Origin of the sequence: Pseudomonas sp. FYR_5 (assembly GCF_043106315.1) — a bacterium.
Classification (GTDB): domain Bacteria; phylum Pseudomonadota; class Gammaproteobacteria; order Pseudomonadales; family Pseudomonadaceae; genus Aquipseudomonas; species Aquipseudomonas putida_Y.
Map to the genome: position 1 here is coordinate 18818 of NZ_JBICMK010000112.1, position 22658 is coordinate 41475.

General features: G+C 60.3%; 26 protein-coding genes and 1 pseudogene. 15 read left to right on the top strand and 12 right to left on the bottom strand.

Annotation, left to right across the window (positions count from 1 at the left end; genetic code table 11):
• The first annotated feature begins 123 nt into the window (after positions 1–123).
• Together ACF8RA_RS23355 and queF are read left to right on the top strand one after the other, a co-directional pair.
• Complete coding sequence (locus tag ACF8RA_RS23355) at positions 124–633, top strand: plastocyanin/azurin family copper-binding protein (protein ID WP_176684863.1); 510 nt, start codon at positions 124–126, stop codon at positions 631–633.
• A 68-nt stretch (positions 634–701) separates the two neighbouring features.
• Positions 702–1532, top strand: a complete 831-nt coding sequence (gene queF / locus ACF8RA_RS23360; protein ID WP_392514856.1) for an NADPH-dependent 7-cyano-7-deazaguanine reductase QueF — start codon at positions 702–704, stop codon at positions 1530–1532.
• Positions 1533–1562: 30 nt separating this feature from the next.
• On the opposite strand, the gene ACF8RA_RS23365 is transcribed toward queF, so the two are convergent.
• Complete coding sequence (locus ACF8RA_RS23365) at positions 1563–1826, bottom strand: DUF4404 family protein (RefSeq protein ID WP_003248815.1); 264 nt, start codon at positions 1824–1826, stop codon at positions 1563–1565.
• Positions 1827–1948: 122 nt separating this feature from the next.
• On the bottom strand, positions 1949–2512 hold the full coding sequence (locus tag ACF8RA_RS23370) for a phosphonoacetaldehyde phosphonohydrolase-related protein (protein ID WP_176684865.1): 564 nt from the start codon (positions 2510–2512) through the stop codon (positions 1949–1951).
• 201 nt (positions 2513–2713) lie between these two features.
• Between ACF8RA_RS23370 and ACF8RA_RS23375 the strand changes: the two genes are divergently transcribed.
• Positions 2714–3421, top strand: coding sequence for a VacJ family lipoprotein (locus tag ACF8RA_RS23375; RefSeq protein WP_176684866.1), 708 nt, complete (start codon positions 2714–2716; stop codon positions 3419–3421).
• A 34-nt stretch (positions 3422–3455) separates the two neighbouring features.
• Here the strand turns inward: ACF8RA_RS23375 and ACF8RA_RS23380 are convergent, their stop codons facing one another.
• Entirely contained in the window at positions 3456–3755 is a 300-nt protein-coding gene (locus ACF8RA_RS23380) for a PilZ domain-containing protein (protein WP_176684867.1), read from the bottom strand.
• Positions 3756–4025: 270 nt separating this feature from the next.
• Between ACF8RA_RS23380 and rssB the strand changes: the two genes are divergently transcribed.
• Together rssB and rssC are read left to right on the top strand one after the other, a co-directional pair.
• Positions 4026–5210 (top strand): two-component system response regulator RssB, encoded by a 1185-nt coding sequence (rssB, locus tag ACF8RA_RS23385; RefSeq protein ID WP_176684868.1) that lies wholly within the window; start codon positions 4026–4028, stop codon positions 5208–5210.
• Positions 5207–5689, top strand: coding sequence for an anti-sigma factor antagonist RssC (gene rssC / locus ACF8RA_RS23390; RefSeq protein ID WP_021785405.1), 483 nt, complete (start codon positions 5207–5209; stop codon positions 5687–5689). The genes rssB and rssC overlap by 4 nt, the downstream gene beginning before the upstream one ends.
• Before the next feature lie 147 nt (positions 5690–5836).
• Here the strand turns inward: rssC and ACF8RA_RS23395 are convergent, their stop codons facing one another.
• The 3 genes from ACF8RA_RS23395 to dusA form a co-directional block, all read right to left on the bottom strand.
• Positions 5837–7687, bottom strand: coding sequence for an alkaline phosphatase D family protein (locus tag ACF8RA_RS23395; RefSeq protein WP_176684870.1), 1851 nt, complete (start codon positions 7685–7687; stop codon positions 5837–5839).
• A gap of 180 nt (positions 7688–7867) precedes the next feature.
• The gene (tal, locus tag ACF8RA_RS23400; protein WP_319901960.1) at positions 7868–8794 is read right to left on the bottom strand and encodes a transaldolase; all 927 of its coding nucleotides are present in this window, start codon (positions 8792–8794) and stop codon (positions 7868–7870) included.
• A 156-nt stretch (positions 8795–8950) separates the two neighbouring features.
• Complete coding sequence (dusA, locus tag ACF8RA_RS23405) at positions 8951–9961, bottom strand: tRNA dihydrouridine(20/20a) synthase DusA (RefSeq protein WP_028697573.1); 1011 nt, start codon at positions 9959–9961, stop codon at positions 8951–8953.
• Positions 9962–10055: 94 nt separating this feature from the next.
• On the opposite strand from dusA, the pseudogene ACF8RA_RS23410 reads away from it, so the two are divergent.
• A pseudogene (locus ACF8RA_RS23410) lies at positions 10056–10333 on the top strand (site-specific integrase); the annotation flags it as partial.
• A gap of 247 nt (positions 10334–10580) precedes the next feature.
• Here the strand turns inward: ACF8RA_RS23410 and ACF8RA_RS23415 are convergent.
• The gene (locus tag ACF8RA_RS23415; protein WP_392519621.1) at positions 10581–11492 is read right to left on the bottom strand and encodes a LysR substrate-binding domain-containing protein; all 912 of its coding nucleotides are present in this window, start codon (positions 11490–11492) and stop codon (positions 10581–10583) included.
• Between the two features lie 134 nt (positions 11493–11626).
• On the opposite strand from ACF8RA_RS23415, the gene ACF8RA_RS23420 reads away from it, so the two are divergent.
• The 4 genes from ACF8RA_RS23420 (at position 11627) to ACF8RA_RS23435 (ending at position 14011) form a co-directional block, all read left to right on the top strand.
• Positions 11627–11926: a hypothetical protein gene (locus ACF8RA_RS23420; RefSeq protein ID WP_392519622.1), complete on the top strand. Its 300-nt coding sequence runs from the start codon at positions 11627–11629 to the stop codon at positions 11924–11926.
• 28 nt (positions 11927–11954) lie between these two features.
• Positions 11955–12563: a glutathione S-transferase gene (locus tag ACF8RA_RS23425; protein WP_392519623.1), complete on the top strand. Its 609-nt coding sequence runs from the start codon at positions 11955–11957 to the stop codon at positions 12561–12563.
• 76 nt (positions 12564–12639) lie between these two features.
• Positions 12640–13269, top strand: a complete 630-nt coding sequence (locus tag ACF8RA_RS23430) for a glutathione S-transferase family protein (protein WP_176684875.1) — start codon at positions 12640–12642, stop codon at positions 13267–13269.
• A 433-nt stretch (positions 13270–13702) separates the two neighbouring features.
• The gene (locus tag ACF8RA_RS23435) at positions 13703–14011 is read left to right on the top strand and encodes a chorismate mutase (protein ID WP_012053142.1); all 309 of its coding nucleotides are present in this window, start codon (positions 13703–13705) and stop codon (positions 14009–14011) included.
• A 45-nt stretch (positions 14012–14056) separates the two neighbouring features.
• Here ACF8RA_RS23435 and ACF8RA_RS23440 read toward each other — a convergent pair whose 3' ends face one another.
• A complete protein-coding gene (locus tag ACF8RA_RS23440) occupies positions 14057–14674 on the bottom strand; it encodes a LysE family translocator (RefSeq protein ID WP_392519631.1) in 618 nt (205 codons plus the stop codon).
• A gap of 202 nt (positions 14675–14876) precedes the next feature.
• Between ACF8RA_RS23440 and ACF8RA_RS23445 the strand changes: the two genes are divergently transcribed.
• Complete coding sequence (locus ACF8RA_RS23445; protein ID WP_392519624.1) at positions 14877–15440, top strand: TetR/AcrR family transcriptional regulator; 564 nt, start codon at positions 14877–14879, stop codon at positions 15438–15440.
• Complete coding sequence (locus tag ACF8RA_RS23450) at positions 15437–16411, top strand: EamA/RhaT family transporter (protein ID WP_392461038.1); 975 nt, start codon at positions 15437–15439, stop codon at positions 16409–16411. Before ACF8RA_RS23445 ends, ACF8RA_RS23450 begins: the two co-directional genes overlap by 4 nt.
• Before the next feature lie 71 nt (positions 16412–16482).
• Here the strand turns inward: ACF8RA_RS23450 and ACF8RA_RS23455 are convergent, their stop codons facing one another.
• From ACF8RA_RS23455 to ACF8RA_RS23470, 4 genes are all read right to left on the bottom strand, one after another.
• Positions 16483–17322 (bottom strand): GyrI-like domain-containing protein, encoded by an 840-nt coding sequence (locus ACF8RA_RS23455; protein ID WP_392519625.1) that lies wholly within the window; start codon positions 17320–17322, stop codon positions 16483–16485.
• A 128-nt stretch (positions 17323–17450) separates the two neighbouring features.
• Positions 17451–17840, bottom strand: coding sequence for a GFA family protein (locus ACF8RA_RS23460; protein WP_176684880.1), 390 nt, complete (start codon positions 17838–17840; stop codon positions 17451–17453).
• Positions 17841–17921: 81 nt separating this feature from the next.
• Positions 17922–18626 carry an SDR family oxidoreductase gene (locus ACF8RA_RS23465; protein ID WP_392487656.1) on the bottom strand — a complete coding sequence of 235 codons (705 nt, stop codon included), beginning with the start codon at positions 18624–18626 and terminating at the stop codon, positions 17922–17924.
• Between the two features lie 99 nt (positions 18627–18725).
• Positions 18726–19619 (bottom strand): LysR substrate-binding domain-containing protein, encoded by an 894-nt coding sequence (locus ACF8RA_RS23470; protein ID WP_392519632.1) that lies wholly within the window; start codon positions 19617–19619, stop codon positions 18726–18728.
• A 214-nt stretch (positions 19620–19833) separates the two neighbouring features.
• On the opposite strand from ACF8RA_RS23470, the gene ACF8RA_RS23475 reads away from it, so the two are divergent.
• The 3 genes from ACF8RA_RS23475 (at position 19834) to ACF8RA_RS23485 (ending at position 22608) form a co-directional block, all read left to right on the top strand.
• Positions 19834–20388: a helix-turn-helix domain-containing protein gene (locus tag ACF8RA_RS23475; RefSeq protein ID WP_209964741.1), complete on the top strand. Its 555-nt coding sequence runs from the start codon at positions 19834–19836 to the stop codon at positions 20386–20388.
• Positions 20389–20415: 27 nt separating this feature from the next.
• Entirely contained in the window at positions 20416–21762 is a 1347-nt protein-coding gene (locus tag ACF8RA_RS23480) for a glutamine synthetase family protein (protein WP_176684884.1), read from the top strand.
• Positions 21763–21834: 72 nt separating this feature from the next.
• Positions 21835–22608: a gamma-glutamyl-gamma-aminobutyrate hydrolase family protein gene (locus ACF8RA_RS23485; RefSeq protein ID WP_176684885.1), complete on the top strand. Its 774-nt coding sequence runs from the start codon at positions 21835–21837 to the stop codon at positions 22606–22608.
• Positions 22609–22658 lie beyond the last annotated feature (50 nt).

Genomic DNA, 22658 nt, shown 5'->3' on the forward strand with positions numbered 1-22658 from the left:
GAAATGATACGTGACGATGTGCCCGCTCGCCCAAGCTGACAAAGTTGTAATGTGCCTGTCAGGTAGCTGCCAGTCGCCCCCGGCTAACGTGGCTTCATCCCGATTGTGTAACCCGGAGTCATCATGAAACACCTGCTCATTGCCGCCACCCTTGCCCTGGGTAGCCTGCCGGCTGTTGCTGGCCAGGCGCAGACCTTCGCCTTTGGCGAGCCTGCCCCGGCGGCCAAGGCCACCCGTACGGTCAACGTGGTGCTCAAGGACATCGCCTTCGAGCCCAAAAGCCTGCAGGTAAAAGCCGGCGAGACAGTGCGCTTCGTGCTGGTCAATGAGGGCAAACTGCCGCACGAATTCAACCTGGGCGACAAGGCCATGCATGCCGAACACCAGAAGGAAATGGTCGCCATGCAAGGCAAGATGTTCACCCAGGCCATGAACCACGAAGGCATGGATCACGGCAAGATGATGAACCACGGTGACGGCCATGGTCACGGGGCTGGCAATACCGTGCTGGTCATGCCCGGCCAGCGCGCCGAGCTGACCTGGACCTTCCGTCAGTCGGCACCCATCGAGTTTGCCTGCAACGTGCCGGGGCATTACCAGGCGGGTATGGTCGGGGCATTGACCATTGAGTGACTGGCCCTGCAAGGCGGGGTGCAAAACCGTTAGACTAGAGGTAAATCCGAACCTCTAGGTCAGTTTCCATGCATCCCGCTGCCGAACATTCCCCGCTGGGCAAGTCCAGCGAATACATCGCCACCTACTCCCCGGAGCAGCTGTTCCCGATCCCGCGTACTGCCAAGTGGGCCGAGCTGGGCGTTACTGCACAGACCTTGCCCTGGCAGGGGGTGGATTACTGGAACTGCTTCGAGCTGAGCTGGCTGCTGCCTTCGGGCAAGCCGGTGGTGGCGATCGGCGAGTTCGCCATCCCGGCTGACTCGCCAAACATCATCGAGTCCAAGTCATTCAAGCTGTACCTCAACTCGCTGAACCAGACGGTGTTCGCCTCGCTGGGCGAGTTGCAGGCATGCCTGCAAAAAGACCTGTCCGCCGCTGCCGGCAAGCCGGTGGGGGTGAAGGTTCGCACGTTGGCCGAGGTTGAAGCCCAGGGTGTGGTGGCTTTGCCGGGGCAGTGCATCGATGCACTGGACGTGGCCATCAGCAACTACGAGCAGCCACAGCCAGAGCTGTTGCGCTGCAACCCGGAGCGGATGGTGGAAGAAACCCTGCACAGCCATCTGCTGAAGTCCAACTGCCCGGTCACCGGCCAGCCGGATTGGGGCAGCGTGGTGGTCGAGTACAAGGGGCGGGCACTGGACCACGCCAGTCTGCTGACCTATCTGATCAGCTTCCGCCAACATGCCGACTTCCATGAGCAGTGTGTGGAACGGATTTACCTGGACTTGAAGAATCTGCTGCAGCCGGAGCACCTGACGGTCTATGCGCGCTATGTGCGCCGCGGTGGGCTGGATATCAACCCGTACCGCAGCACCGGGGCGATCAGCCCGGATAACAAGCGCCTGGTTCGGCAGTAATACAGGGGCCGCTTTGCGGCCCCCGTTATTTCAGATCCCCATGCTGTGCAGCGAGTTGGCAATGCTGCGCAGGGTGGCTGTGAGGTCGGGGTGGTCGGCCTCGAAGCGTTCGATCGCCAGGTTCACGCCGTCCACCAGGTTGTTGTCTGGCGTGGCTTCTTCAAGTTTCAGTTGCGCCTCGATCTGGCGCGCCTCTTCGTGCAGGGCAGCCAGCTCTTCTTCCGAAAGCGGTACGTTGCGGTCCAGTTGCTCGCGCAAGCTGTTCAGGCGCTCTTGCAATTCGCGGGCAGGCATTGGTTATTCTCCATCAATGGCTTGGCAAGCCATGGACCTCGGCGACGTGGCAAAGGTTCTGGCCTGTCTTCAGGGTAATCTACCTGCTGCCGATTTGCATGATCCGCGTCAAGGCTGCTGTATCAGGGTTTTTCACCCTTGCGTCGGCGCTGGGCGATGTCCTGCAGGCAGGTGTCCAGCGCTTCCAGATGGTCGATCACCGAGTGCACGCCCAGGCTGAACAGCGCCAGCGTCGCCTTGCTGCGTGCCAGATCCTGCTCTTGCGGGCCCAGGGCTTGCCATTGTGCAGACGTGCGGTCGCATAACGGGCTGCAGGCGGCCAGGCCTATCGTCCACAAGCCGGCGTTAAGGCCAGACTGCAGCAGGCGCGGGTCGCCGCTGACCAATACGCAGCCATCCAGGCGCTCGCTGTCCAGCGCCATCAGTGCCTGCCAGCAAGCGTTTGGCGCTGGCCAGGGCACGCCGTTGACCGCATGCCCTGGCAGCCAGTCGGGCAGCACATGGGCCAGGTGCTCGCTTTGCGTGGTATTGAGGTCATCCAGCCAGATGCACGGCACTTGGCGCTGACGCAGGCTGGCAAGCGTGGCCAGGGCGCCGGGGGCGGGGGAGGGAGCGCCATTGGCGGCCTGCACCAGGCAGCCGCGCAAGCCGAACAGTACAGCAGTGAAGGCAGGCGCAGTGTCCATGGCAACTTCCCCCAAATAGTTCGCAGGCTATGCGTTGATTGTTACCGTCCTGTGACACCGCCCGCTGTGCAACAGTTGTTCACAAAATATTGAGCAAAAATGTGTAAGGCTGTTTATCAGCCCGCAAGTCTCTATACTGCCGCCTTGATAGCAGCGCGACCTGTTGCGCTTGCGGCCGAGAAATTCGATGGAGAAACATCTATGCGTAGGATCGGTGCCAGTGTGATCGAACGAGTCACCCAGGCCTGTGTCTGCGCCAGCATGCTGCTGGCGCCCGTGGCTGCCACCCAGGCCGCCACCGAGGAAGATCCCTGGGAAGCGGTCAACCGCCCGATCTTCCGCTTCAACGATACCCTCGACACCTATGCCCTCAAACCATTGGCCAAGGGCTACCAGGCGGTCACTCCCCAGTTCCTCGAAGATGGCATCCACAACATCTTTCGCAACCTGGGTGACGTGACCAACCTGGCCAACAACGTGTTGCAACTCAAGCCGCATGCGGCGGGCGTGGATACGGCGCGGTTGATCGTCAACACCACCTTCGGCCTGGGTGGCTTCTTCGATGTGGGGACCAAGATGGGCCTGCAGCGCAACGACGAGGACTTTGGCCAGACCCTGGGCTACTGGGGGGTGCCGAGCGGGCCGTATGTGGTCATCCCGCTGCTGGGCCCAAGCACTGTGCGTGACGGCGTGGCCAAGTACCCGGACACCTACACCAAACCCTATCGCTATATCGACCACGTGCCTACGCGCAACTCGATCTTTGCGCTGGACGTGATCGACACCCGCGCCAGCCTGCTCTCGGCCGAAAAGCTGATTCAGGGTGACAAGTACATCTTCATTCGTAACGCCTACCTGCAGAACCGCGAGTTCAAGGTGAAGGATGGCGAGGTCGAAGACGACTTCTGACTTGTGAACCCGGGGCCGCAACGCGGCCCCTTGTTCAATGCATGGCCAGAATCCTCAGCCCGAATTTCTGCTGCCCGCCCGGCTGGTCGGCGATCCATACCACTTCGGTACTGGCATGCAACCCCTTCAGTGCCGGATGGTCGGAGTCGATCCGTACCTCAATGCGATCACCCACCAGAAAGCGCTGCGGCGCCTGCACCTGCATGCCGCCGCTGGACAGGTCCAGGCACACCGCCGTAATCACCTGGCCTTCGTGCAAAAGGCTGATCTCGGTGTCGATGCGCATACGAATGAAGTCGCGTTTCTCGCTGTGGCTGGAGGGCGTGTGGGGCATGCTGCATCCTTCCCGTCGGGTTGCGCTGGTCGACTTTCTTATAACTCCCGGTGATTTGCCCTGTAAAGAGCAGCGAGGTCGACCCCAGCATGCTTGAAACCCCTGCCGGATGGGAGTACCGTCTGCGCCTTACAAGGTACCTCTGACAGTTGCCGGGCAGGTGTTCTTGTCCTACAACTCAAGTAGAGTGTGACCATTAAGAATCCCCGTAGCTGGCCGTCTGCCTTGCCGACACCGCTGCACCAACCTAAATCGGCGCCGTTCGCCCACATGCAGAAAACCAGTGCAACGCTGCTGATCATCGATGACGACGACGTGGTCCGTGCCAGCCTCGCCGCCTACCTTGAAGACAGTGGTTTCAGCGTCCTCCAGGCCGGTAATGGCCAGCAGGGGCTTCAGGTCTTCGAAGAACACCAGCCCGACCTCGTGATCTGCGATCTGCGCATGCCGCAGATGGGCGGCCTCGAACTGATCCGTCAGGTCAGCGAGCGTGCGCCGCAGTTGCCGGTGATCGTGGTGTCCGGTGCCGGCGTCATGAGTGATGCGGTGGAAGCGTTGCGCCTGGGTGCCGCCGACTACCTCATCAAGCCGCTGGAAGACCTGGCCGTACTCGAGCATTCGGTGCGCCGCGCCCTCGACCGCTCGCGCCTTGTGCTGGAAAACCAGCGCTACCGCGACAAGCTCGAAGCCGCCAACCGCGAACTGGAGGCCAGCCTGCACCTGCTGCAGGAAGACCAGACCGCCGGTCGCCAGGTGCAGATGAACATGTTGCCCGAAAGCCCCTGGGTAGCCGGCGAGTTTGCTTTCGAGCACCAGATCATCCCGTCGCTGTATCTGTCGGGTGACTTTGCCGATTACTTCCGCGTGGACGAACGGCGTATTGCCTTCTACCTCGCCGATGTTTCCGGGCATGGTGCATCATCAGCGTTCGTCACCGTCCTGCTGAAGTTCATGACCACGCGGCTGTTGTTCGAATTCAAGCGTGGCGGCAAGATGCGCGAGTTCAAACCTTCGCAGGTGCTTAGCCATATCAACCGTGGGTTGATCAACTGCAAGCTGGGCAAGCATGTGACCATGGTGGGTGGGGTGATCGACGAAGACACCGGCCTGCTGACCTACGCCGTTGGCGGCCATCTGCCGCTGCCGGTGCTGTACACCCCCGAGCACACCCGCTACCTGGAAGGCCGCGGCCTGCCGGTGGGGCTGTTCGATGAGGCCAGCTACCAGGACCTGGTGGTGGAACTGCCCCCGCAGTTCAGCCTCAGCCTGATGTCCGATGGCATTCTGGACCTTTTGCCGGGTGATACGCTCAAAGATAAAGAAGCCGCCTTGCCGGAGATCGTCAAGGCAGCAGGTGGCAGTCTGGATGGGCTGCGTCAACGATTTGGATTGGCTACGCTTGGGGAGATGCCGGATGATATCGCCCTATTGGTGTTGAGCAGGAACCTTCAATGAGTACCGGTAGAATTCAGTTCGCCGAGCAGAGCGGTACCTTCGTACTGAAATTCGTTGGTGAAGTGCGCCTGACCCTGTGTTCGGCGCTGGATGCGACGATCGAGAAGATTTTCACTGCGCTGAACTTCTCGGCGATTGTCATCGACCTGACTGAAACCGAGAGTATCGACAGCACCACACTGGGCCTGCTGGCGAAGCTGTCGATCCTGTCGCGGCAGAAGGTAGGCCTGCTGCCGACCGTGGTGACTACCAATCCAGACATTTCACGGTTGTTGCAGTCGATGGGCTTCGATCAGGTGTTCAACATCGTCGATCGGCCAATTCCATGCCCCGAATGCCTGACCGACCTGCCGTCGCAGGACCAGAGTGAAGAGGTGGTGCGTTCCAAAGTGCTGGAGGCGCACAAGATCCTCATGGGCCTGAATGACTCCAACCGCGAAGCCTTCCATGACCTGGTCAATGCGCTGGAGCGGGGCTGATCTCTGGCCTGTGCCGGCCTCTTCGCGGGTAAACCCGCTCCTACGACGGCCTGCGCCCAAACACCAATGTGTGTCCACCCCAATCAGGTGTAGGAGCGGGTTTACCCGCGAAGAGGCCAGCGCAGTTTGTAAAAATCCTGAATCTCACTACGCCCGGTTTTTAAACTCTGTAGCCTCACCCCCGCCCGCATCCAGCTGATACACCCGCGCCGGCCGCCCCTGTTCATCAAAAAACACCTGTCCCAGCCCGGCACCATTCCACAGCCGTTCCCCGGCCTTGCTGTGGCTGGGCGTACGCGGCACCACCTCCATTTCTCGGCGCTTGGTAAACCAGTTGAGTGGCGAGCGCGGCGCATACAACCAGCGGTTAAGCCGGTCGAGCACATCCAGCAAGCGCCGGGGAAACTCGTTCTTGATTCCGCTGCTGGTCACCTGCCACAAGTGCGGGCTGCGCTGGCGGTGGCGAATCAGCACCTCATACACGAACGAGTAATGCACATCCCCCGACAGCACCACGTAGTGCCCCGGTGTGCGCGAGTGGCGGAAAATATTGAGGATGACCTGTGCTGAGCCGCGGTGGGCCATCCAGTTCTCGGCATCCACCAGCAGCGGGTAGCCCAGCCAGCTGAACACCTTCTGCACCGTTTCAATCAGCTTCACCCCGAAAATCGGCGCTGGTGAGACGATGACCGCCGAGGGATGATCGAGCAGTGCTTGCTGCAATTCACTCAGCGCTTCCCAGTCCAGCAGGCCGGACGGCTTGGCCAGGCTGCTTTCACTGCGCCAGCGGCGGGTGCGAGTGTCCAGGACCAGCAGCGGTGGCTCGGTAGGCAGGCTGAACTGCCAGCCCTGGAAGCGCAGCAGCTCGCCAATCAGCTCATCCTGGTTCTGGCGGGTCAGCGCCTGGCACTGCTTGATCAGCGGATTGCAATCGTCCGGGCTGTTGCCCCAGGCCTGGCAGAGCAGGTAGCCGAGCAAGGCGTTGCCGATGATCCTTCGCGAGAATGGGTGGCCGTAGGCCGTTTCCTCCCACTGCGCCGAGAGGTTCCAGTCGTCGGTGATGTCGTGGTCGTCGAAGATCATCAGGCAGGGCAGGTGGGCCATCACCCGCGCCACCTGACCGAGATTGTCGGCAAACCCCTGAATCAGCGGCAGCTCATGCCGGTATCGGGCTTGATGCTCGTCGCTGAGCCCGCTGGGGATGCCCAGGTCCACCAGCTGCCAAGGCACCGGCGACCACACCAACAGGTACATGGCCATGACTTCGGCCAAGGTCACCAAGTGGTTGTCGGCGTTGCTGGACGAGAAGATCGGCTTGCGCTTGCCGCCGAAAAAACGCTCGCGCAGGGTGTCGTTGCGCTCCAGCGCCGGCAGCAGGTCGGCGCGGTGGTAGTAGCTGGCCGGGTGCTGGTACAGCGCCTGACTGTCGGCTACCACCGCACCCTCCAGTTGCTCGTCGAACAGGCCCAGGCGCGCGATCAGGCCATGGATGGCACGCAGCATCGGGCCGGCGACGTCGTCGGCATATACCTGGTCGCCGGTCATCAGCAGGACGGCGGGGCGATCTTCTGGTCTTGTAGAGGCCTGTAGCAGGCGGTCGGCGCACAGCAGGCCGTCGGCAGCAGGGTGGTGCGGCTTGCGGCAGGAGCCGTGCAGCAAATGGTCGAGGCGCTCACGCAGCACCAGGCTCGGGCGTGGGTTGCCGGGGTAGAGCAGGTGTGGGGCCCAGTCGGCGATACCCTGGCCGTTGATCAGCAGGTCGTAGTCGAGCAGCTGGTTGCAGGGCAGGGGGCTGGCGAATCGGATGTCCAGCAGGTGAACGTGGGCGTGCCGGCCTATCGGCACCACCTGGCAATCGACTTGGGCCGCGCTTGCCAGGCAGACGAATTCGGGCTGCAGCGGTTGGGTAGTGACCAGCCAGATGGCCAGACGCTGGGGTTCCAGGCGGCGCAGTACCGGGCCAGCGAGTACGAGGGGCAACGGGTTAGGGGAGGTCATCGACAGCTCGGGTGGCTATGGCGGCCTGTTCGTGGGCAAGCCCGCCCTTACATCGATCGGTGTAGGAGCGGGCTTGTCCGCGAGCAGGCCCGAGAATTCAATACACAGCTAAGGCGTGGCAAAACAAAACGGGCGGAAAATACTGAACACTTCCCGCCCGTCGGGCAAACCCGAACTGTATCAGGCCTTTTCAGCCATCAACTTCTCCAGCTTTTCCTGGTCCCGCGCAAACTGGCGGATACCTTCGGCCAGTTTCTCGGTGCCCATGGCGTCTTCGTTCATCGCCCAGCGGAACTGGCTTTCGTTCAGGTGCTGCTTGGCTTCACCGGCGTTGCCTGGTTTCAGCACCTGCGGCAACTCACCCTGGTCATCGCTGAGCTGCTGCAGCAGCTCGGGGCTGATGGTCAGGCGGTCGCAGCCGGCCAGTTGTTCGATCTGGCCGATATTGCGGAAGCTGGCGCCCATGACCACGGTGTTGTAACCATTGGCCTTGTAGTAGTTGTAGATGCGCGTGACCGACTGCACGCCCGGGTCCTCGGCGCCCACGTATTCCTGGCCGGTGCTCTTCTTGTACCAGTCGTAGATACGGCCCACGAACGGCGAAATCAAAAACACCCCGGCATCGGCGCAAGCCTGGGCCTGGGCGAAGGAGAACAGCAGGGTCAGGTTGGTCTGGATGCCTTCCTTCTCCAGCTTCTCGGCGGCGCGAATGCCTTCCCAGGTGGAGGCCAGCTTGATCAGCACACGCTCTTTTGGCACTCCGGCCGCCTCGTACAGGGCGATCAGCTGACGAGCCTTGTTCAGCAGGGCTGGCTCATCGAACGACAGGCGTGCATCCACCTCGGTGGAGATACGCCCCGGGATGACCTTGAGAATGCCCGAGCCTACCGCCACTGCAAACTTGTCGCAGGCCAGGTCGACATTACCCTTGGCGTCGGCCTTCACCTGTTTCAGCAGGTCGGCGTAGCCTGGGATGGCAGCAGCCTTGAGCAGCAGCGACGGGTTGGTGGTGGCATCGACCGGCTTCAGGCGGGTGATGGCGTCCAGGTCCCCGGTGTCGGCGACCACGGTGGTGAACTGCTTGAGTTGTTCCAGCTTGGAGGTCATGGGCGTGCTCTGTCCTGTGCATTTACTCGACATTACCCGAGCCCCGGCAGCCGCTCAAGGGCCGCCGAAACCCGGCGGACCCGCTGGTCCGCACGGGGCTGTGCGAAAGGTGAAGATTCGAGTCGCAAGCAAGCCCGAGGTTCCCTCCTTCTGAGGTCACCGCCCCTGCAACAACTCCACGGCCTGGTCAAACACCGCCAAGGGTTCAGCCGCCTTGTGAATGTCTGCCGACAGCAACTGGCGGAAGCGCCGCGCCCCTTTGAATCCTTGGGCCAGCCCCAGAATATGCCGGGTAACGTGGTGCATCGCACCGCCACTTTCCATATGCGCCACGATGTAAGGCCGCAGCTGCGCCAATGCCTCGCTACGGCTGACCACCGGCGCATCGCTGCCAAACAGTTGCTGGTCCACCTCGGCCAGCAGATAAGGGTTGTGATACGCCTCGCGCCCCAGCATCACGCCATCGAAGGTTTCAAGGTGCGCCTGGCACTCGTCCAGGGTCTTGATCCCGCCATTGAGCACGATCTCCAGGTCCGGGAAGTCCCTCTTCAACTGCGCTGCGATGTCATAGCGCAGCGGCGGGATCTCGCGGTTCTCTTTCGGCGACAGCCCTTCCAGAATCGCGATGCGGGCATGCACGGTAAAACTCCGGCAGCCGGCCTCACGCACCTGGCCGACGAAATCGCTCAATTCGGCGTAGCTGTCACGGCCGTTGATACCAATGCGGTGCTTCACCGTCACAGGCGTCGATACGGCGTCACGCATGGCCTTCACGCAGTCGGCCACCAGTGCCGGGTGAGCCATCAGGCACGCGCCGATCATGTTGTTCTGCACCCGGTCACTCGGGCAGCCAACGTTGAGGTTGACCTCATCGTAGCCCGCTTCTTCAGCCAGGCGCGCACACGCGGCCAGGTCGGCCGGCACACTGCCACCCAGTTGCAGGGCCAGCGGGTGCTCAGAGGCATCGTGGCGCAGGAAACGGTGGGCGTCGTTGTGCAGCAGGGCACCGGTGGTGACCATTTCGGTGTAGAGCAGGGTTTGCCGGGAGAGCAGGCGCAGGAAGAACCGGCAATGTCTGTCTGTCCAGTCCATCATCGGTGCAACGCTGAAGCGGCGTGACGGCTCAGGGCGCGTGGTTTGTGGCTTTGAAGCTAGTTCTAGGGGCATTCTGGTCTACGCATTTATGTACCACTTTTCGGGTTTTTTGGTGAGACAGTGGTGCGAGGTAGCACCGCCATTCACGCTTGTACCCCCGGAAATCATGGTAACAATCAGAGCAAGGAAAAAGGCCGATGGAACGGTCAGCTATACCGTCCAGATCCGCCTCAAGAAAAAGGTGTCCTAGTCTACCAAGAAGCCCAGACGTTCGCCCGTAAGCAGGCAGCGCAGGCTTGGGCGAAGCGACGAGAGACAGAGTTGACAGAGCATGGTGCCATCGAGCGGGCCAACCGTGGAGGGTACGCAATCAAGGACATGATTGATCGCTACCTGGTGGAAGCCGAGAAAGCCCGGCCGCTGGGTAAGACGAAGCGGCAGACCCGCCTGGTTTGTACGACGCGATACCGAGCCATGCGCCAAGGCGTTCGCGCGCAAAATCCTCAGGAACAATTGGCCCGAAAAAACGTAGGAGCGAGCGCCAGCTCGCGATGCGCCGCGCGGGCGGCGCTCGGTCTGATAACCACCAAAAACCTCATGACGAACACCTCAAGGCCCCCACCGAACCCAATGCCATGACCGTCCGCTCCGGGTCGGTTAGCAGCCCCTTGGCAAGGGCAACAATCGGCCATCATCGGACCGTCTTGCTGCCATGATCCAGTTCGTTCAGATATACAGCGACCTCATGTGTCAGCCAACTTGAGAACACCTGCTGCTTTGTTTCCGAACGCTCGCGGTTGGGTAATACCAGCCAATACGGGTAGGGATAGGGAGCGATCACGGGGGAGAGTTGCACCAACTCCCCTCGTTGGATCGCATCGTGCACAAGGCTGCGGCGCTCCAGGGCGATCCCCTGGCCCAAGCGCACGGCTTGAAGTACCAGGTTGGAGTCGTTGCTGCACAGGCCGATGCGTGGGACTTCCCTATCCAGCCCGGCCGCTTGACACCACGGTTGCCATGATTCCATGTTGAAAACAATGTTGCTGCCGATGATCTCTTCAGGGGTCTGTGGTAGCACCCCGCCGTTGAAGTGCGGAGCGGCAACCACCAACGTCTCGTCATGAAAGAGCAGATGCTGCTCCACCCCGTCCCAGTCGCCCTTGCCCATGCGGATCCCTACGTCGACAGATTCCCGCGTCAGGTCCGATAGCGCCAGATTGGCCTGCAGCCGGACGCTGATATGCGGCTGTAATTGCTGGAAACGTGGCAAGCGGGGCAACAACCAGCTGAATCCGAACGAAGGGAGAACGGCGACCACCAGTTCCGTTGACTTGGGTTGCGTCTTGATCAGTCGCGTGGCTTCGGCGATTCCGCCCAAGCATTCGCGGATCTGCAAGGCATACAGTCGTCCGTCCTCACTGACCCGCAGACCCCGTCCCTCACGGACGAACAGGGTGACGCCGATCATCTCTTCCAACACCTTGATCTGCTGGCTGATGGCCGAATGGGTGACATGCAGTTCCTTGGCGGCTGCGGTGACGCTCCCCAGCCTTGCAACCGATTCGAAGCAGCGTAGGCAGGTGATAGGAGGAATTTTCGACATGTAAGTATTTCTTACAAATAGTGGAAAAAAAAACTGATTTATAAGTGGCAAGGCTCTCATTAATGTAAGTGACGGTAAAGTCTTCGACTGGCAAGAGGAATGGAGCCATAGACGGTGCGTGGGGAGCACGGCAAATGACAACGGGTAATCCTGACTGTGAAGACCACCAGTGGTTGCAGATTTCATTGACCAGCGCGCAATTGGTTTCGGTGCGGTTTACTCACGACATCTACACGCGTGCGGTGAGCGGCAAGCATTGGATCAGCGCGGACGGTGTCGACTTCGCGATTGGCCCCGGCGAGCGCGTGAAATTGTCTGCCGGGCTAGCGCTGATTGATGGGGAAGGTCTTCTGCAACTGGAGCCAGTCAGGGCACAGAAGCAGCACCCGGCGTATCCGTTCCCCTGCTGTTCAAACGCCAGACAACGGCATTAGAGATCAACATCAATCAAGGAGCCTATCGATGAAACTCATTGGGATGCTGGATTCACCTTACGTTCGCCGGGTAGCTATATCCCTGGACCTTCTAGGCATCGAGTTCGAACATGCCCCACTGTCGGTGTTCAGCACATTCGAAGAGTTTTCGAGGATCAATCCGGTGGTCAAAGCGCCGACTCTGCTGCTCGATGACGGCTCCGTACTGATGGACTCGACGCTGATCATCGATTATTTCGAGACCCTCAGCTCACCCGGGAGCAAGCTATTGCCAAGTCAACCGCAGGCGCTGGCCAGAGCTTTGAGTACATTGGGGCTGGCGCTGGCGGCATGCGAGAAGACCGTCCAGATCGTCTATGAACACAATCTTCGACCGGCGGAAAAGCTTCATCAGCCCTGGGTCGAACGCGTCACCCGGCAGTTGCTGGCGGCGTGCGCGGAGTTGGACAAGCGGTTGGCGGCACAAGCGTCGCACGGGGTGCGCCCAGACCAGGTTGAGGTCACTTGTGCGGTGGCCTGGTCGTTCATGCAGTTGATGCTGCCCGACGTAGTCAAGGCCAGCGATTTCCCGGCCATCAATGCCCATGCGGCCCGCCTGGAACAGACTGATCTGTTCAAGCGTTATCCGATTGCCTGAGCCCTGGTGGAACGGGCCGGGCTCAACCGCGCCGATTGCCCCTCCCGCCACTGATTGGTTTTTGCGAGCCGTATCCATGTACACACTTTATTTCGCGCCGACGGCCAATGGTCACAAGATCCTGATCATGCTAGAGGCGCTTGGCGTGCCCTACCGGATCCATCGGATAAACCTGGCGCAGGGTGAACAACACCAGCCGGACTTCGCGCGCCTGACAATCCACCGAAAGATCCCGTTGTTGGTCGATCACGATCAGGCGCTGATCCTGCCCGAGTCCGGAGCTATCCTTCAATATCTGGCGGAAAAGCACTTGCGATTCCTACCGTGCGTAGGGCCTGAGCGCTATGCGGTGCTCCACTGGCTGGCCTGGCAAATCAGCAGCCTGGGGCCGATGGCCGGACAGAGCTATCACTTCATTCATCAAGAGGCCGAAGGCAACCAGTACGCAATATCGCGCTATCAGGAACAAACCGTCAATTTGTTCAACACAGTGGAAAAGGCTTTGGCCGGAAGCGATTTCATTGCTCGGATGTACTCGATTGCCGACATGGCCATCTATCCCTGGCTGCGCATCCACGCTCAATTGCAGGTGGATATCCAGACATTGCCCAATGTGACCGGCTACCTGAAGCGAATGGCGGCCCGTGAAGAAGTGCTGACCGCCTATGCCAAGGGGGCAAGGTCAACATCGACGCTCCCGGGATGATGCACCGAGAGTCTCCCTGAAATAGCCCAGACCGGACAAATAGCCGGAATGGCCTCCGCCAATCACGCTCGTAGCACCGGAAATCATGGCAACGATCAGAGCAAGGAAAAAGGCCGATGGGACGTTTATCTATCCCGTCCAGATCCACCTCAAGAAAAAGGGTGTCCTGGTCTACCAAGAGCTCCAAACATTCACCCGCCAGCAGGCTGCTTGAGCCTGGGCGAAAGATGGTTCGTGTGGAGGATCTGCATTTTCACGATCTGCGCCACGCAGGCGTGAGCTGGTTATTCGAAATGGATTGGGATATCCCTGCGGCGTTACACCCTCTGAGGCGTGTGAAGCGGACCTGGCATAGCAGCTACACTGCACGACCCGATCACCCACGACAGCCAGCTTCAATTCAGCGCAGGCTCATGAAAAGGAAGTCAAGCAAATGGATGTACCTTGCACCTCTCTGGACGAAGTCCGTCAACGGATCGATGAAATCGACCGCAGCCTCGTTTCGCTTCTCGCCAAACGTGGAAGGCTCGTGACGCAAGCAGCGGGCTTCAAGAAAACCACCGATGATGTGCGTGCGCCTGCCCGGGTCGAGCAAGTGATCAAGAAGGTTCGTGAGATGGCTGACGAAACCGGTGCCTCGGCTGAGGTGGTGGAGCAGGTCTACAGGGCGATGATTTCGGCCTTCATCGCTGAGGAACTGAACACCCATGCGAAGCTGGCCGACGAGGCTTCTGCATCGTGATGAAGTGCGGGGCTCATGCGCAGCCCCGCCGCTTTCTCCTGCTTGCTATCTCTGGCTCAACGCCGCAATCGAAACGCCAGAGGCGACGAAGGTGAGGCCTGCGCCCACGTTCAGCCCATTCACCAGCCGTGGCCGCCGGTACAGGTAGCGAGACAGCCCCGTGGCAAAAATGCCCATCAAGGCAAACCCCAATGCAGTGAGTGCAGCGAACCACACGCCGTAAACCATCATCTGCACACTGACCGACCCGCGTGCGGGGTCGACGAATTGGGGAATGAACGCCAGCACGAACAAACCTGGCTTGGGGTTGAGCGCAGCCGACAGCAGACCGGTCAGAAAAATGCTGGACGGAGATTGCCTGGACGCCGGTTGGAAGCTTATCAGGCTACGAGCGCGCAGAACCTTGATCCCTAGCCAGAGCAGATAGCCGGCACCAATGAGCTTGATCACCCAAAATGCGAGCACCGAGGTTTGCATCAGTAGGGTCAAGCCTAACGAAGCGGCTGCAACGTGAAACAGAATGCCTGCGCCTGACGCCATGCCGGATACAGCCGCTGCGACTTTACCCTGGCTGAGACCGCGACCAATGGCCAACAAGTTGTCAGGGCCCGGTGCCAGCACCAACAGCACGCAGGCGGCGGTGTAGGCGAACCACACGTTCATGGGAAACACAGCTCTCTCCTTAAGCCTGATGAAGCATCCATCCTGACGGTGGAATCAGCCCAGCGCTACCAAAAATGCTGAAGTCCTACGTTTTACTGCTGCGGTCTATGTCGTAGCGGCCATGCTTCAGGTCGTATCTGGATGCACCTGAATCTTACCGGTCAGTATAGTCAACGCCGTGCCTTTGCCGGAGTGCCTTGAATTGGACAACACCCGTGAGCGCTTGATTGATGCCGCGCTGAAGCTGTTTCTGTCGCAAGGCGTGTACGTCACCGGGGTAACGGCCATTGCCGCGATGGCGGGCGTTACCAAAATGACACTCTACAGTCATTTTCCCTCCAAGGATGCGCTGATAGTGGCGTGCCTTGAGGAGCGTGACCGACGCTGGCGTGAAGAGGTAGCGCGCACCCTGGCTGGGCATCCTGATCCGGTCAGTGGCATGCTCGCCTTTTTCGATTTGTATGAACGCTTTCTTTTGAAAGATAGCGAGCGCGGGTGCCTGTTCGTTAACAGTGCGGCTGAATTCCCCCAGTTTAGCCACCCCGTGCATTTGGCGGTGAGCCGGCATAAGCAAGGAATACGCGAAAACCTTGCTGCCTTGGCCATGAGCGCCGGTATAAACGATCCTGACGCCGTTGCCCAAGGGTTGTTTATCTTGCTGGAGGGCAGTTTTGTCAGCGGTGCGATGGGCCAGGACATGCGGGTATTCGACACTGCCCGGCAAATAGCTCATTGCTGGATCCAGCGGCAGGAGCAGAGCGTATGACCCTGGGTTTGTTAGCGGCCATTGCCGCCACCTTTTCCTGGTCGCTACTCTATATCTTTCCGGGGTTGGTCGGCGACTACAGCCTTTTTGACCTGGCGGTGGTGAGCTATGCCTTTGCCGGGTTAGGTAGCCTGCTGGTGTTGTTCGTTTATCGCAGCGAAGTGCGGCAATTGCGACTGAGTGACTGGGCCAGTGCCGCACTGCTGGGCTTCTTGGGATACATTGGCTACTTCTTCCTGATCACCACTGCGGTTTTGGCAGCCGGGCCGGTGATCCCTCCGGTGATGATGGGCTCAGTACCGATCGTGCTCGCGATTGCCGGCAACATGCGCAGCGCCAGCGTGCCTTGGCGTGCCATTGCCGGGCCACTGCTGGTGGCGGCCCTGGGCATCAGCCTGGTCAATCTGAGTGTGTTTGATGCTAGCCGTGCGTCGGTAGTGCTCCCGACCGCGTCGTTACTGCTTGGGTTGCTTGCATCGTTGCTGGCAATCGCATTCTGGACCGGTTTTGGCCTGTTGAATGAAAGTGCGTTGGCTCGACGGCCAAGCATGTCTCCCATGTTGTGGTCAGCCATGTTGATCTTCATGTGCAGCGTCGAAATGCTGGCGTTCATCCCGGTTGGGCTGTACTTGAAACTGTCTCATTTCGCTAGCCATCCGAGCGGTTTGGCAGGTACTCAGGCGCTGATCCTCTGTGGGCTGATTCAGGGGTTAGGGGCCACCCTTGCAGGTGCCTGGGCATGGTCAATCGCAACGCGGCGTCTTCCGCTGGCGCTGAGCGGGCAATTGATCGCCAGCGGGACCATTTATGCAACTACGATGGGCCTGCTCATCAACCAACGCTGGCCGTCTCCTATGGAAGCGCTTGGTACAGCCTTGTTGTTCGTAGGGGTGGTGTGGGCTATTCACGCCTTTTATCGCAAGCAAACACGCCTCCAGACGCATGGCGAGGCACCCAGGGTACGTATCTGATCCCCGGCCCGGTTGCCTGGCCATGCGCCTGGGCCGGCCAAGTTGGCTACGCCCGCTACCCATGGCCCAGCCTACTTCAGCGGCACGTAGATGTCCGTTTGCCATTGCTCCAGTGGTGTTTCCGGGTAGGCGCTCAGGTAATGAAAGAACAACGGATGATCACGCAGTTCTTCGTTGCTCGATGGCAGCCAGTCACGATAAAGCGGGTAGATGGTTTCGCCAATGTAGTCAGGCGAGCCGGTATGTCGAATCACGGCACAACGCCCTGCCGGTATAACCCGTTCTTGCACGCCGAAATCGTTGGGCTGCACCGCCTCTTCTATCTCGCCGCACACGGCAAAGCGAAAGGCGTGGGCCGGGGTGGTGTCGGGGTTGTCGTAGGGGATACCGAAAGTACGGCTGCTGGTCACAGGCGACTGGCCGCTTTGCATGCGCCATTGGCGAAAACGCGCGACGCTTTCGCTGACCAGGCCGGGCGGCCCCTGGTGTTCGAGCGCGGCCACGCGGGTTTCGGCGAAATTCACGATACGGATCTGCATGGTGATACTCCTGGATCGGTGAGGAACATTGAATACCGCACTCCAGGCCTGCCAGTTCGGCGCCTTGGCGAACGCGCTCGGCGCCATGCCGAAGGCGCGCCTGAACGCTCTGGCAAAGGCTTCGGGGCTTTCGAAGCCGGCGCCGAATGCGGCCTCCAGTATGGGCGTCGCGGGCGAGGCGACCAGTTGATGCGCTGCGCGTCGAAGCCTCATCAGTTGCACATACCGTGAAACCGGAACACCCATGTAAGCCGTGAACTGCCGGTGGAAGTGAAACGTCGAGAAGTTGGCGATGCGGCTCAAGGCGTTCACCGACAGGTCACCTTCGAGGTGGCTGTCGATGTAGGCAAGCACGGTTTCGAACCGTTTCATGTAGCTTGGGTTGTGCTGTGAGTCAGTCAACGAACGGAATCTCTGGAAGGTGCGGTGAGCGCTAGCATCCGTTGTTCAGGCACTGAGGTGCCTAGCCGTGATTGCTCTATTGGTCCTGCGCTGGGTGATCAGTCAGGGTTGCAGGGTGAGTACCAAGGGGCAGCAGCGTCGACGTGAACATGTTTCTGCTTCCTGGGCAGGAACGGTGTATCAAGCGTTCCCAGCGCTATCGAAATCCAGTCGGCAAACTCACCCTGGGCGCGTGACCAGAACAAGGTCGAGCCGCACTCCGTGCAGAACTCGCGCGTAACCGTCGGTGATGAAGAGAAGGCCTTGATGCTGGCAGCGCCGCGCAGTATGCGCAGCATGCTGCGCGGAATGCTGCCGTACGAAGCGAATGCGGCGCCGTGACTTTTGCGGCACTGGCTGCAGTGGCAGTGGCTCACTGCCTTGGGTGGGGTGAGTAACAGGTAAGAGACTGCTGCGCACAAGCAGCTTCCTTGGTATGTCTCTGTCATTGGCGCTTCCGTGCAGGTGGGAAAACGCCAGCGTAAACGCCTTGGCCTGATCAGTCGACTGGCCTGCGGGCCGACAGACAATCAAACGCTACGTGTCACGCCGCCATCGACCTTGATGTTCTGCCCGGTGATGTAGGCAGCGCCTTCGCTGGCGAGAAACGCAATGGTGGCGGCGATTTCCTCGCGGGTGCCATAGCGTTTGAGTGGCACGCTGTCGCGGCGCTGTTCGGTGGCTGGCAGGCTGTCGATCCAGCCGGGGAGGACGTTGTTGATCCTCACGTTGTCCCCGGCGAATTGGTCGGCGAAGATTTTGGTGAATGCGGCCAGGCCCGAGCGGAACACTGCAGACGTCGGGAACAGCTCAATCGGCTCGAACGCCCAGGCCGTGGAAATGTTGATGATCACGCCCCCTTTCTGGCGCTGCATGTAGGGCGTTACCAGGCGCGTCGGGCGAATGACATTGAGCAGATAGGTGTCCATGCCCTTGTGCCAGTCTTCGTCGCTGATGTCCAGGATTGGCGCGCGCGGACCATGGCCGGCGCTATTGACCAGCAGGTCGATGCGCCCCCATTTTTCCACCACGGCATCGACCAGGCGTTTCAGGTCCTCAACCGACTGGTTGCTACCTGTTACGCCAATACCACCAAGCTCGGCAGCCAGTGCTTCGCCCTTGCCCGAGGAGGAAAGGATGCCAACCTTGAACCCGTCAGCGGCCAGGCGCTGTGCCGCTGCGGCACCCATACCACTGCCACCTGCCGTGATGATCGCAACTTTTTCTACTGACATTCTGCCTCCGTAACGCGAATGGATGATTGCCTGTAAGCACTAAAATTAGCAGCAGAAGTGGCGGCGAGGGAGACAGCTAAACTTTACTGATGCAGTAGATTATCTATTGCTGGCTTGTTGCTTGAACCAGTGCCGGACAATGCCTAGCGACTCCGGCTGCTGCATCTTTCGTGACCACACAAGATAGAACGCCTTATCGAGCCTGAGCTGCTGAGCGAAGACCTGGGTCAACCTGCCCGCGACGATGTCATCACTGACGAACGCCAGGCTTGCCAACGCAATACCCTGACCACTGATGGCCGCATCGATGGCCAATGAGGTCTGATTGAAGCGCAGGTTTTTGGCAGTCGCTTGCCCGTGCTGCGGGAACAGTTGTGCGAGGTACCGAGGCCAGAAATCATGGGCATCGTGAAGCAGGGTGAACGCTTGAAGCTGCTCGAAGATGGCGGGGGCTTTGCCGGCTTCGAACAACGTTGGGCTGGCCACGGCGACGATACGGTCGTCCATCAACAGTTCGCTGTTCAAACCCGCACCGAAGTCGGGCTTGCCATAGCGGACTGCGATATCCACGCCGTCAGTATTGAAGTGGGACAGCCGATCTGTGGCCAGTACACGTAAATCGATGTCCGGATGGCTTTGCGCAAAGTTGCCCAGCCGGGGAATTAGCCATTTGGAGGCAAAGGTCGGTGTCACGCTGACCGTCAGGTGAGCCGCCTGTGGCCGCAGCAGGCGGGTTGCCTCATCGATCATCGCCAAGGCGTTGCGAATGCTGCCGCTGTAGCCCAGCCCCGCATCGGTCAGTGCCAGGCCCCGGGGCAGGCGCTCGAACAAGCGAAGGTCCAGGCTCGCTTCCAGCCCGCGTATCTGCTGTGCCACTGCCGCCTGGGTCACCCCCAGCTCTTCGGCGGCCAGGCGGAAGTTCAGGTGACGGGCAACCACTTCGAACACACGTAGCGCATTGAGCGAGGGCAAATCAGGGAAACCGTTTGGCATGGCGATGGACGTGGTCGGGCTGGAGGAATTCACCCACGAGGCTACTCGCCGAGCGCCTGTAAAAAAACCCGCGCCATCGCAGCCAATCCGCCACGCGGCGCAGCAAGCCCTCTGTTGGCGGCTGCACATTTCCATCGTTTGGCTTGACGCGTGAAAATTTTCATGTAAATTTTCATGAAAAATAAGTCTAAAAATTTCACGGCAGTCCGAAACGATGAAGATGCACGAAGAGGTTGAAGCCCTCGCGATCCTTATTCACGACCTGCGCAAATTCAAGAACCTGACCTTGAGTGAACTGGCCGAGCGCATCAACCGTTCGGTGGGCTTCCTCTCCCAGGTCGAACGCGGCGTTTCGCGCCCGACCGTGGCAGACCTCACCGCTATCAGCGAAGCGCTCGGCGTATCAACCGCGTACTTCTACAACCTGAGCAAGCCCCGCAGCATTGGTTGGGTCACGCGTCCCCACGAGCGGCGCACGCTGTACCTGGAGTCGGGCATCACCGACGTGCTGGCTTCGCCGACCATCACAGGCGCCTTCGCCATGCTCGACAGCCATCTCGAGCCGGGCGCCACCAGTGGGGAGGCGTACTTGAGCGACCGTTCCGAGCAGGGCTGTTTCGTGCTCGAGGGCGAACTCACGGTGTGGCTGGACCAGGGCGATGCCGTGACCCTGCAGGCCAACGACTGCTTCCAGCTGCAACCCCATGCGCCGTTCCGTTACGCCAACCTGACGGATAAAGCCACCCGTGTGCTCTGGGTCTTCAATTGAATTCGTTCACCTCACAAGGATAAGAAGATGAGTGTCATCTTTCCGGATCTGCTGGCTGAAGTGCGCTCGTTCCGAGCAGAACACCCGGCAATTCGCTATGTCGACCTGATTGCGCTGGACATCCCCGGGCACTTCTACGGCAAGCGCTACCCCATGGAGATGCTGGAGAAAGTCGCAGCCGGTGCGCCACTGAAGCTGCCGCAGAACTGCGTGCTGCTGGGTACCCAGGGTGGCCTTTACCCGATTGGGGACTATTGCTTCGCCGACGGCGACCCGGATGCCGCCCGGCGCCTGGTGCCGGGTACACTGAAGCCGGTGCGCTGGGAAAAGGAAGTGATCGCCCAGATGCTGATCACGTCCGACGGCACTGCAAAGCCGATCGAGTTCGAGCCCCGTGAAGTGCTGGCGCGTGTGCTTCAGCGTCTGGCCAAACGTGGCATCCGCCCGGTGGTAGCGTTCGAACTGGAGTTCTACCTGTTCGACCGCAAGCTTGACAACGGCCTGCCACAGTATCCACGCGACACGGCAACCGGGGATGAAGACGATCAGCCGAACATGCACATCGAGCGGCTGTCGCGCTTTTCGTCGGTCCTGCACGAGATGGTCGACGGCGCCAACGAGCAGGGCGTACCGGCGAACGTCATCACCGCAGAGCTGGGCCCAGGCCAGTTCGAGATCAACTTCTCGCACAGCGACGATGCCCTAAGTGCGGCGGACTGGTCGGCACTGTTCTGCCGCAGTACCCGCGGTATAGCGATGAAGCATGGCTACCGTGCCAGCTTCATGAGCAAGCCGTACCTGGACGCGCCAGGCAGCGGCATGCATGTGCACGTCAGCCTGTACGACGCCGCCGGCAATAACATCCTGGCGGGAAGCGAACAGCGCAAGCTGCGCCATGCGGTGGCAGGCTGCCTGGAACTGCTGCCGCACTGCATGCCGATCTTTGCCCCCAACCACAATGCCTACCGACGTTATGGCGCCATGGTCAACGCGGCGAGCAAGGCCAGCTGGGGGTTCGAAGACCGTGACGCGTGCATCCGCATTCCCGAGTCCGACCCGCGCAACCTGCGCATCGAGCACCGCCTCGCTGGCGCCGACGCCAACCCGTATCTGGTACTGGCGGCCATTTTGACCGGGATGGAGCATGGCCTGGACCGCGGCGTGGAGCCCATCGCCCCGCTGAACGACAACCGCCAGAGCGGCATCGACTTCCCCAAGGATGCCCTCAGCGCCTTGGCCGCCATGCGTCATCACCCGGTGGTCAACCAAGGCCTGGGCAGTGAGTTCGTGATGGTCTATTGCGAAAACAAATACCAGGAGCAACTGGACTTCATGCACCACATCGATGCTCGCGAATACCGCTGGTTCCTGTAGGTGCAGCGACGCTGCACGCTCCCTTTCTACCGTTTCAATACAACGCGCAATATGGATTTGCCGGAGGAAGATATGCCACGTGTGCCCGTGATTGGCATTACCGCATGCACCAGCATGATTGGGCTGCATGCAACCCAGACCATCAGCGAAAAATATGCGCGCGCGGCAGCCAAGGCAGCGTGTGGGCTGCCCATCGTCATTCCCAGCCTCGGTGAGTTGATGGACAGCGCCGATATTCTCGACGTGGTGGATGGGCTGATCTTCACCGGTTCGCCGTCCAACATCGAGCCGTACCATTACAACGGCCCGGCCAGTGCTGCGGGTACCCATCACGACCCTCTGCGCGATGCCACCACGTTGCCGCTGATGCGCGCGGCCATCGCCGCCGGCGTACCGGTACTCGGCATTTGCCGTGGCTTCCAGGAAATGAACGTGGCGCTGGGTGGCACCCTGCACCAGAAGGTCCACGAGACCGGCATGTTCATGGACCACCGCGAAGGCAAGGATGAGCCTCTCGACAAGCAATATGGGCCGCGCCACACCCTGCATGTAGAGCCTGGCGGCATGCTCGACCGCATGGGTTTGCCGGCGATGTTCGACGTCAATTCGATCCACGGCCAAGGCATCGACGTATTGGCCCCCGGGCTGAGGGTGGAAGCGCTGGCGCCCGATGGCCTGGTGGAAGCGGTTTCGGTCGAGAACAGCAAGGGTTTTGCCCTGGCCGTGCAATGGCACCCCGAGTTCCAGGTCATGGATAACCCACATTACCTGGCCATCTTCCAGTCCTTTGGCAAGGCCTGCCGGCATCGCTCGGTCCTGCGTCAGAGGCTGTTGCTGTCTGCCTGAGCAGCGACCTTTCCCACCTGTAAAAAGTACCCTCGCAGCACGGCTGCGCA

Coding starts and splice junctions, on each gene's coding strand:
- ACF8RA_RS23355 (WP_176684863.1), top strand. CDS start 124: ATGAAACACCTGCTCATTGCCGCCACCCTTGCCCTGGGTAGCCTGCCG.
- queF (WP_392514856.1), top strand. CDS start 702: ATGCATCCCGCTGCCGAACATTCCCCGCTGGGCAAGTCCAGCGAATAC.
- ACF8RA_RS23365 (WP_003248815.1), bottom strand. CDS start 1,826: ATGCCTGCCCGCGAATTGCAAGAGCGCCTGAACAGCTTGCGCGAGCAA.
- ACF8RA_RS23370 (WP_176684865.1), bottom strand. CDS start 2,512: ATGGACACTGCGCCTGCCTTCACTGCTGTACTGTTCGGCTTGCGCGGC.
- ACF8RA_RS23375 (WP_176684866.1), top strand. CDS start 2,714: ATGCGTAGGATCGGTGCCAGTGTGATCGAACGAGTCACCCAGGCCTGT.
- ACF8RA_RS23380 (WP_176684867.1), bottom strand. CDS start 3,755: ATGCCCCACACGCCCTCCAGCCACAGCGAGAAACGCGACTTCATTCGT.
- rssB (WP_176684868.1), top strand. CDS start 4,026: ATGCAGAAAACCAGTGCAACGCTGCTGATCATCGATGACGACGACGTG.
- rssC (WP_021785405.1), top strand. CDS start 5,207: ATGAGTACCGGTAGAATTCAGTTCGCCGAGCAGAGCGGTACCTTCGTA.
- ACF8RA_RS23395 (WP_176684870.1), bottom strand. CDS start 7,687: ATGACCTCCCCTAACCCGTTGCCCCTCGTACTCGCTGGCCCGGTACTG.
- tal (WP_319901960.1), bottom strand. CDS start 8,794: ATGACCTCCAAGCTGGAACAACTCAAGCAGTTCACCACCGTGGTCGCC.
- dusA (WP_028697573.1), bottom strand. CDS start 9,961: ATGCCCCTAGAACTAGCTTCAAAGCCACAAACCACGCGCCCTGAGCCG.
- ACF8RA_RS23415 (WP_392519621.1), bottom strand. CDS start 11,492: ATGTCGAAAATTCCTCCTATCACCTGCCTACGCTGCTTCGAATCGGTT.
- ACF8RA_RS23420 (WP_392519622.1), top strand. CDS start 11,627: ATGACAACGGGTAATCCTGACTGTGAAGACCACCAGTGGTTGCAGATT.
- ACF8RA_RS23425 (WP_392519623.1), top strand. CDS start 11,955: ATGAAACTCATTGGGATGCTGGATTCACCTTACGTTCGCCGGGTAGCT.
- ACF8RA_RS23430 (WP_176684875.1), top strand. CDS start 12,640: ATGTACACACTTTATTTCGCGCCGACGGCCAATGGTCACAAGATCCTG.
- ACF8RA_RS23435 (WP_012053142.1), top strand. CDS start 13,703: ATGGATGTACCTTGCACCTCTCTGGACGAAGTCCGTCAACGGATCGAT.
- ACF8RA_RS23440 (WP_392519631.1), bottom strand. CDS start 14,674: ATGAACGTGTGGTTCGCCTACACCGCCGCCTGCGTGCTGTTGGTGCTG.
- ACF8RA_RS23450 (WP_392461038.1), top strand. CDS start 15,437: ATGACCCTGGGTTTGTTAGCGGCCATTGCCGCCACCTTTTCCTGGTCG.
- ACF8RA_RS23455 (WP_392519625.1), bottom strand. CDS start 17,322: ATGAAACGGTTCGAAACCGTGCTTGCCTACATCGACAGCCACCTCGAA.
- ACF8RA_RS23460 (WP_176684880.1), bottom strand. CDS start 17,840: ATGACAGAGACATACCAAGGAAGCTGCTTGTGCGCAGCAGTCTCTTAC.
- ACF8RA_RS23465 (WP_392487656.1), bottom strand. CDS start 18,626: ATGTCAGTAGAAAAAGTTGCGATCATCACGGCAGGTGGCAGTGGTATG.
- ACF8RA_RS23470 (WP_392519632.1), bottom strand. CDS start 19,619: ATGCCAAACGGTTTCCCTGATTTGCCCTCGCTCAATGCGCTACGTGTG.
- ACF8RA_RS23475 (WP_209964741.1), top strand. CDS start 19,834: ATGAAGATGCACGAAGAGGTTGAAGCCCTCGCGATCCTTATTCACGAC.
- ACF8RA_RS23480 (WP_176684884.1), top strand. CDS start 20,416: ATGAGTGTCATCTTTCCGGATCTGCTGGCTGAAGTGCGCTCGTTCCGA.
- ACF8RA_RS23485 (WP_176684885.1), top strand. CDS start 21,835: ATGCCACGTGTGCCCGTGATTGGCATTACCGCATGCACCAGCATGATT.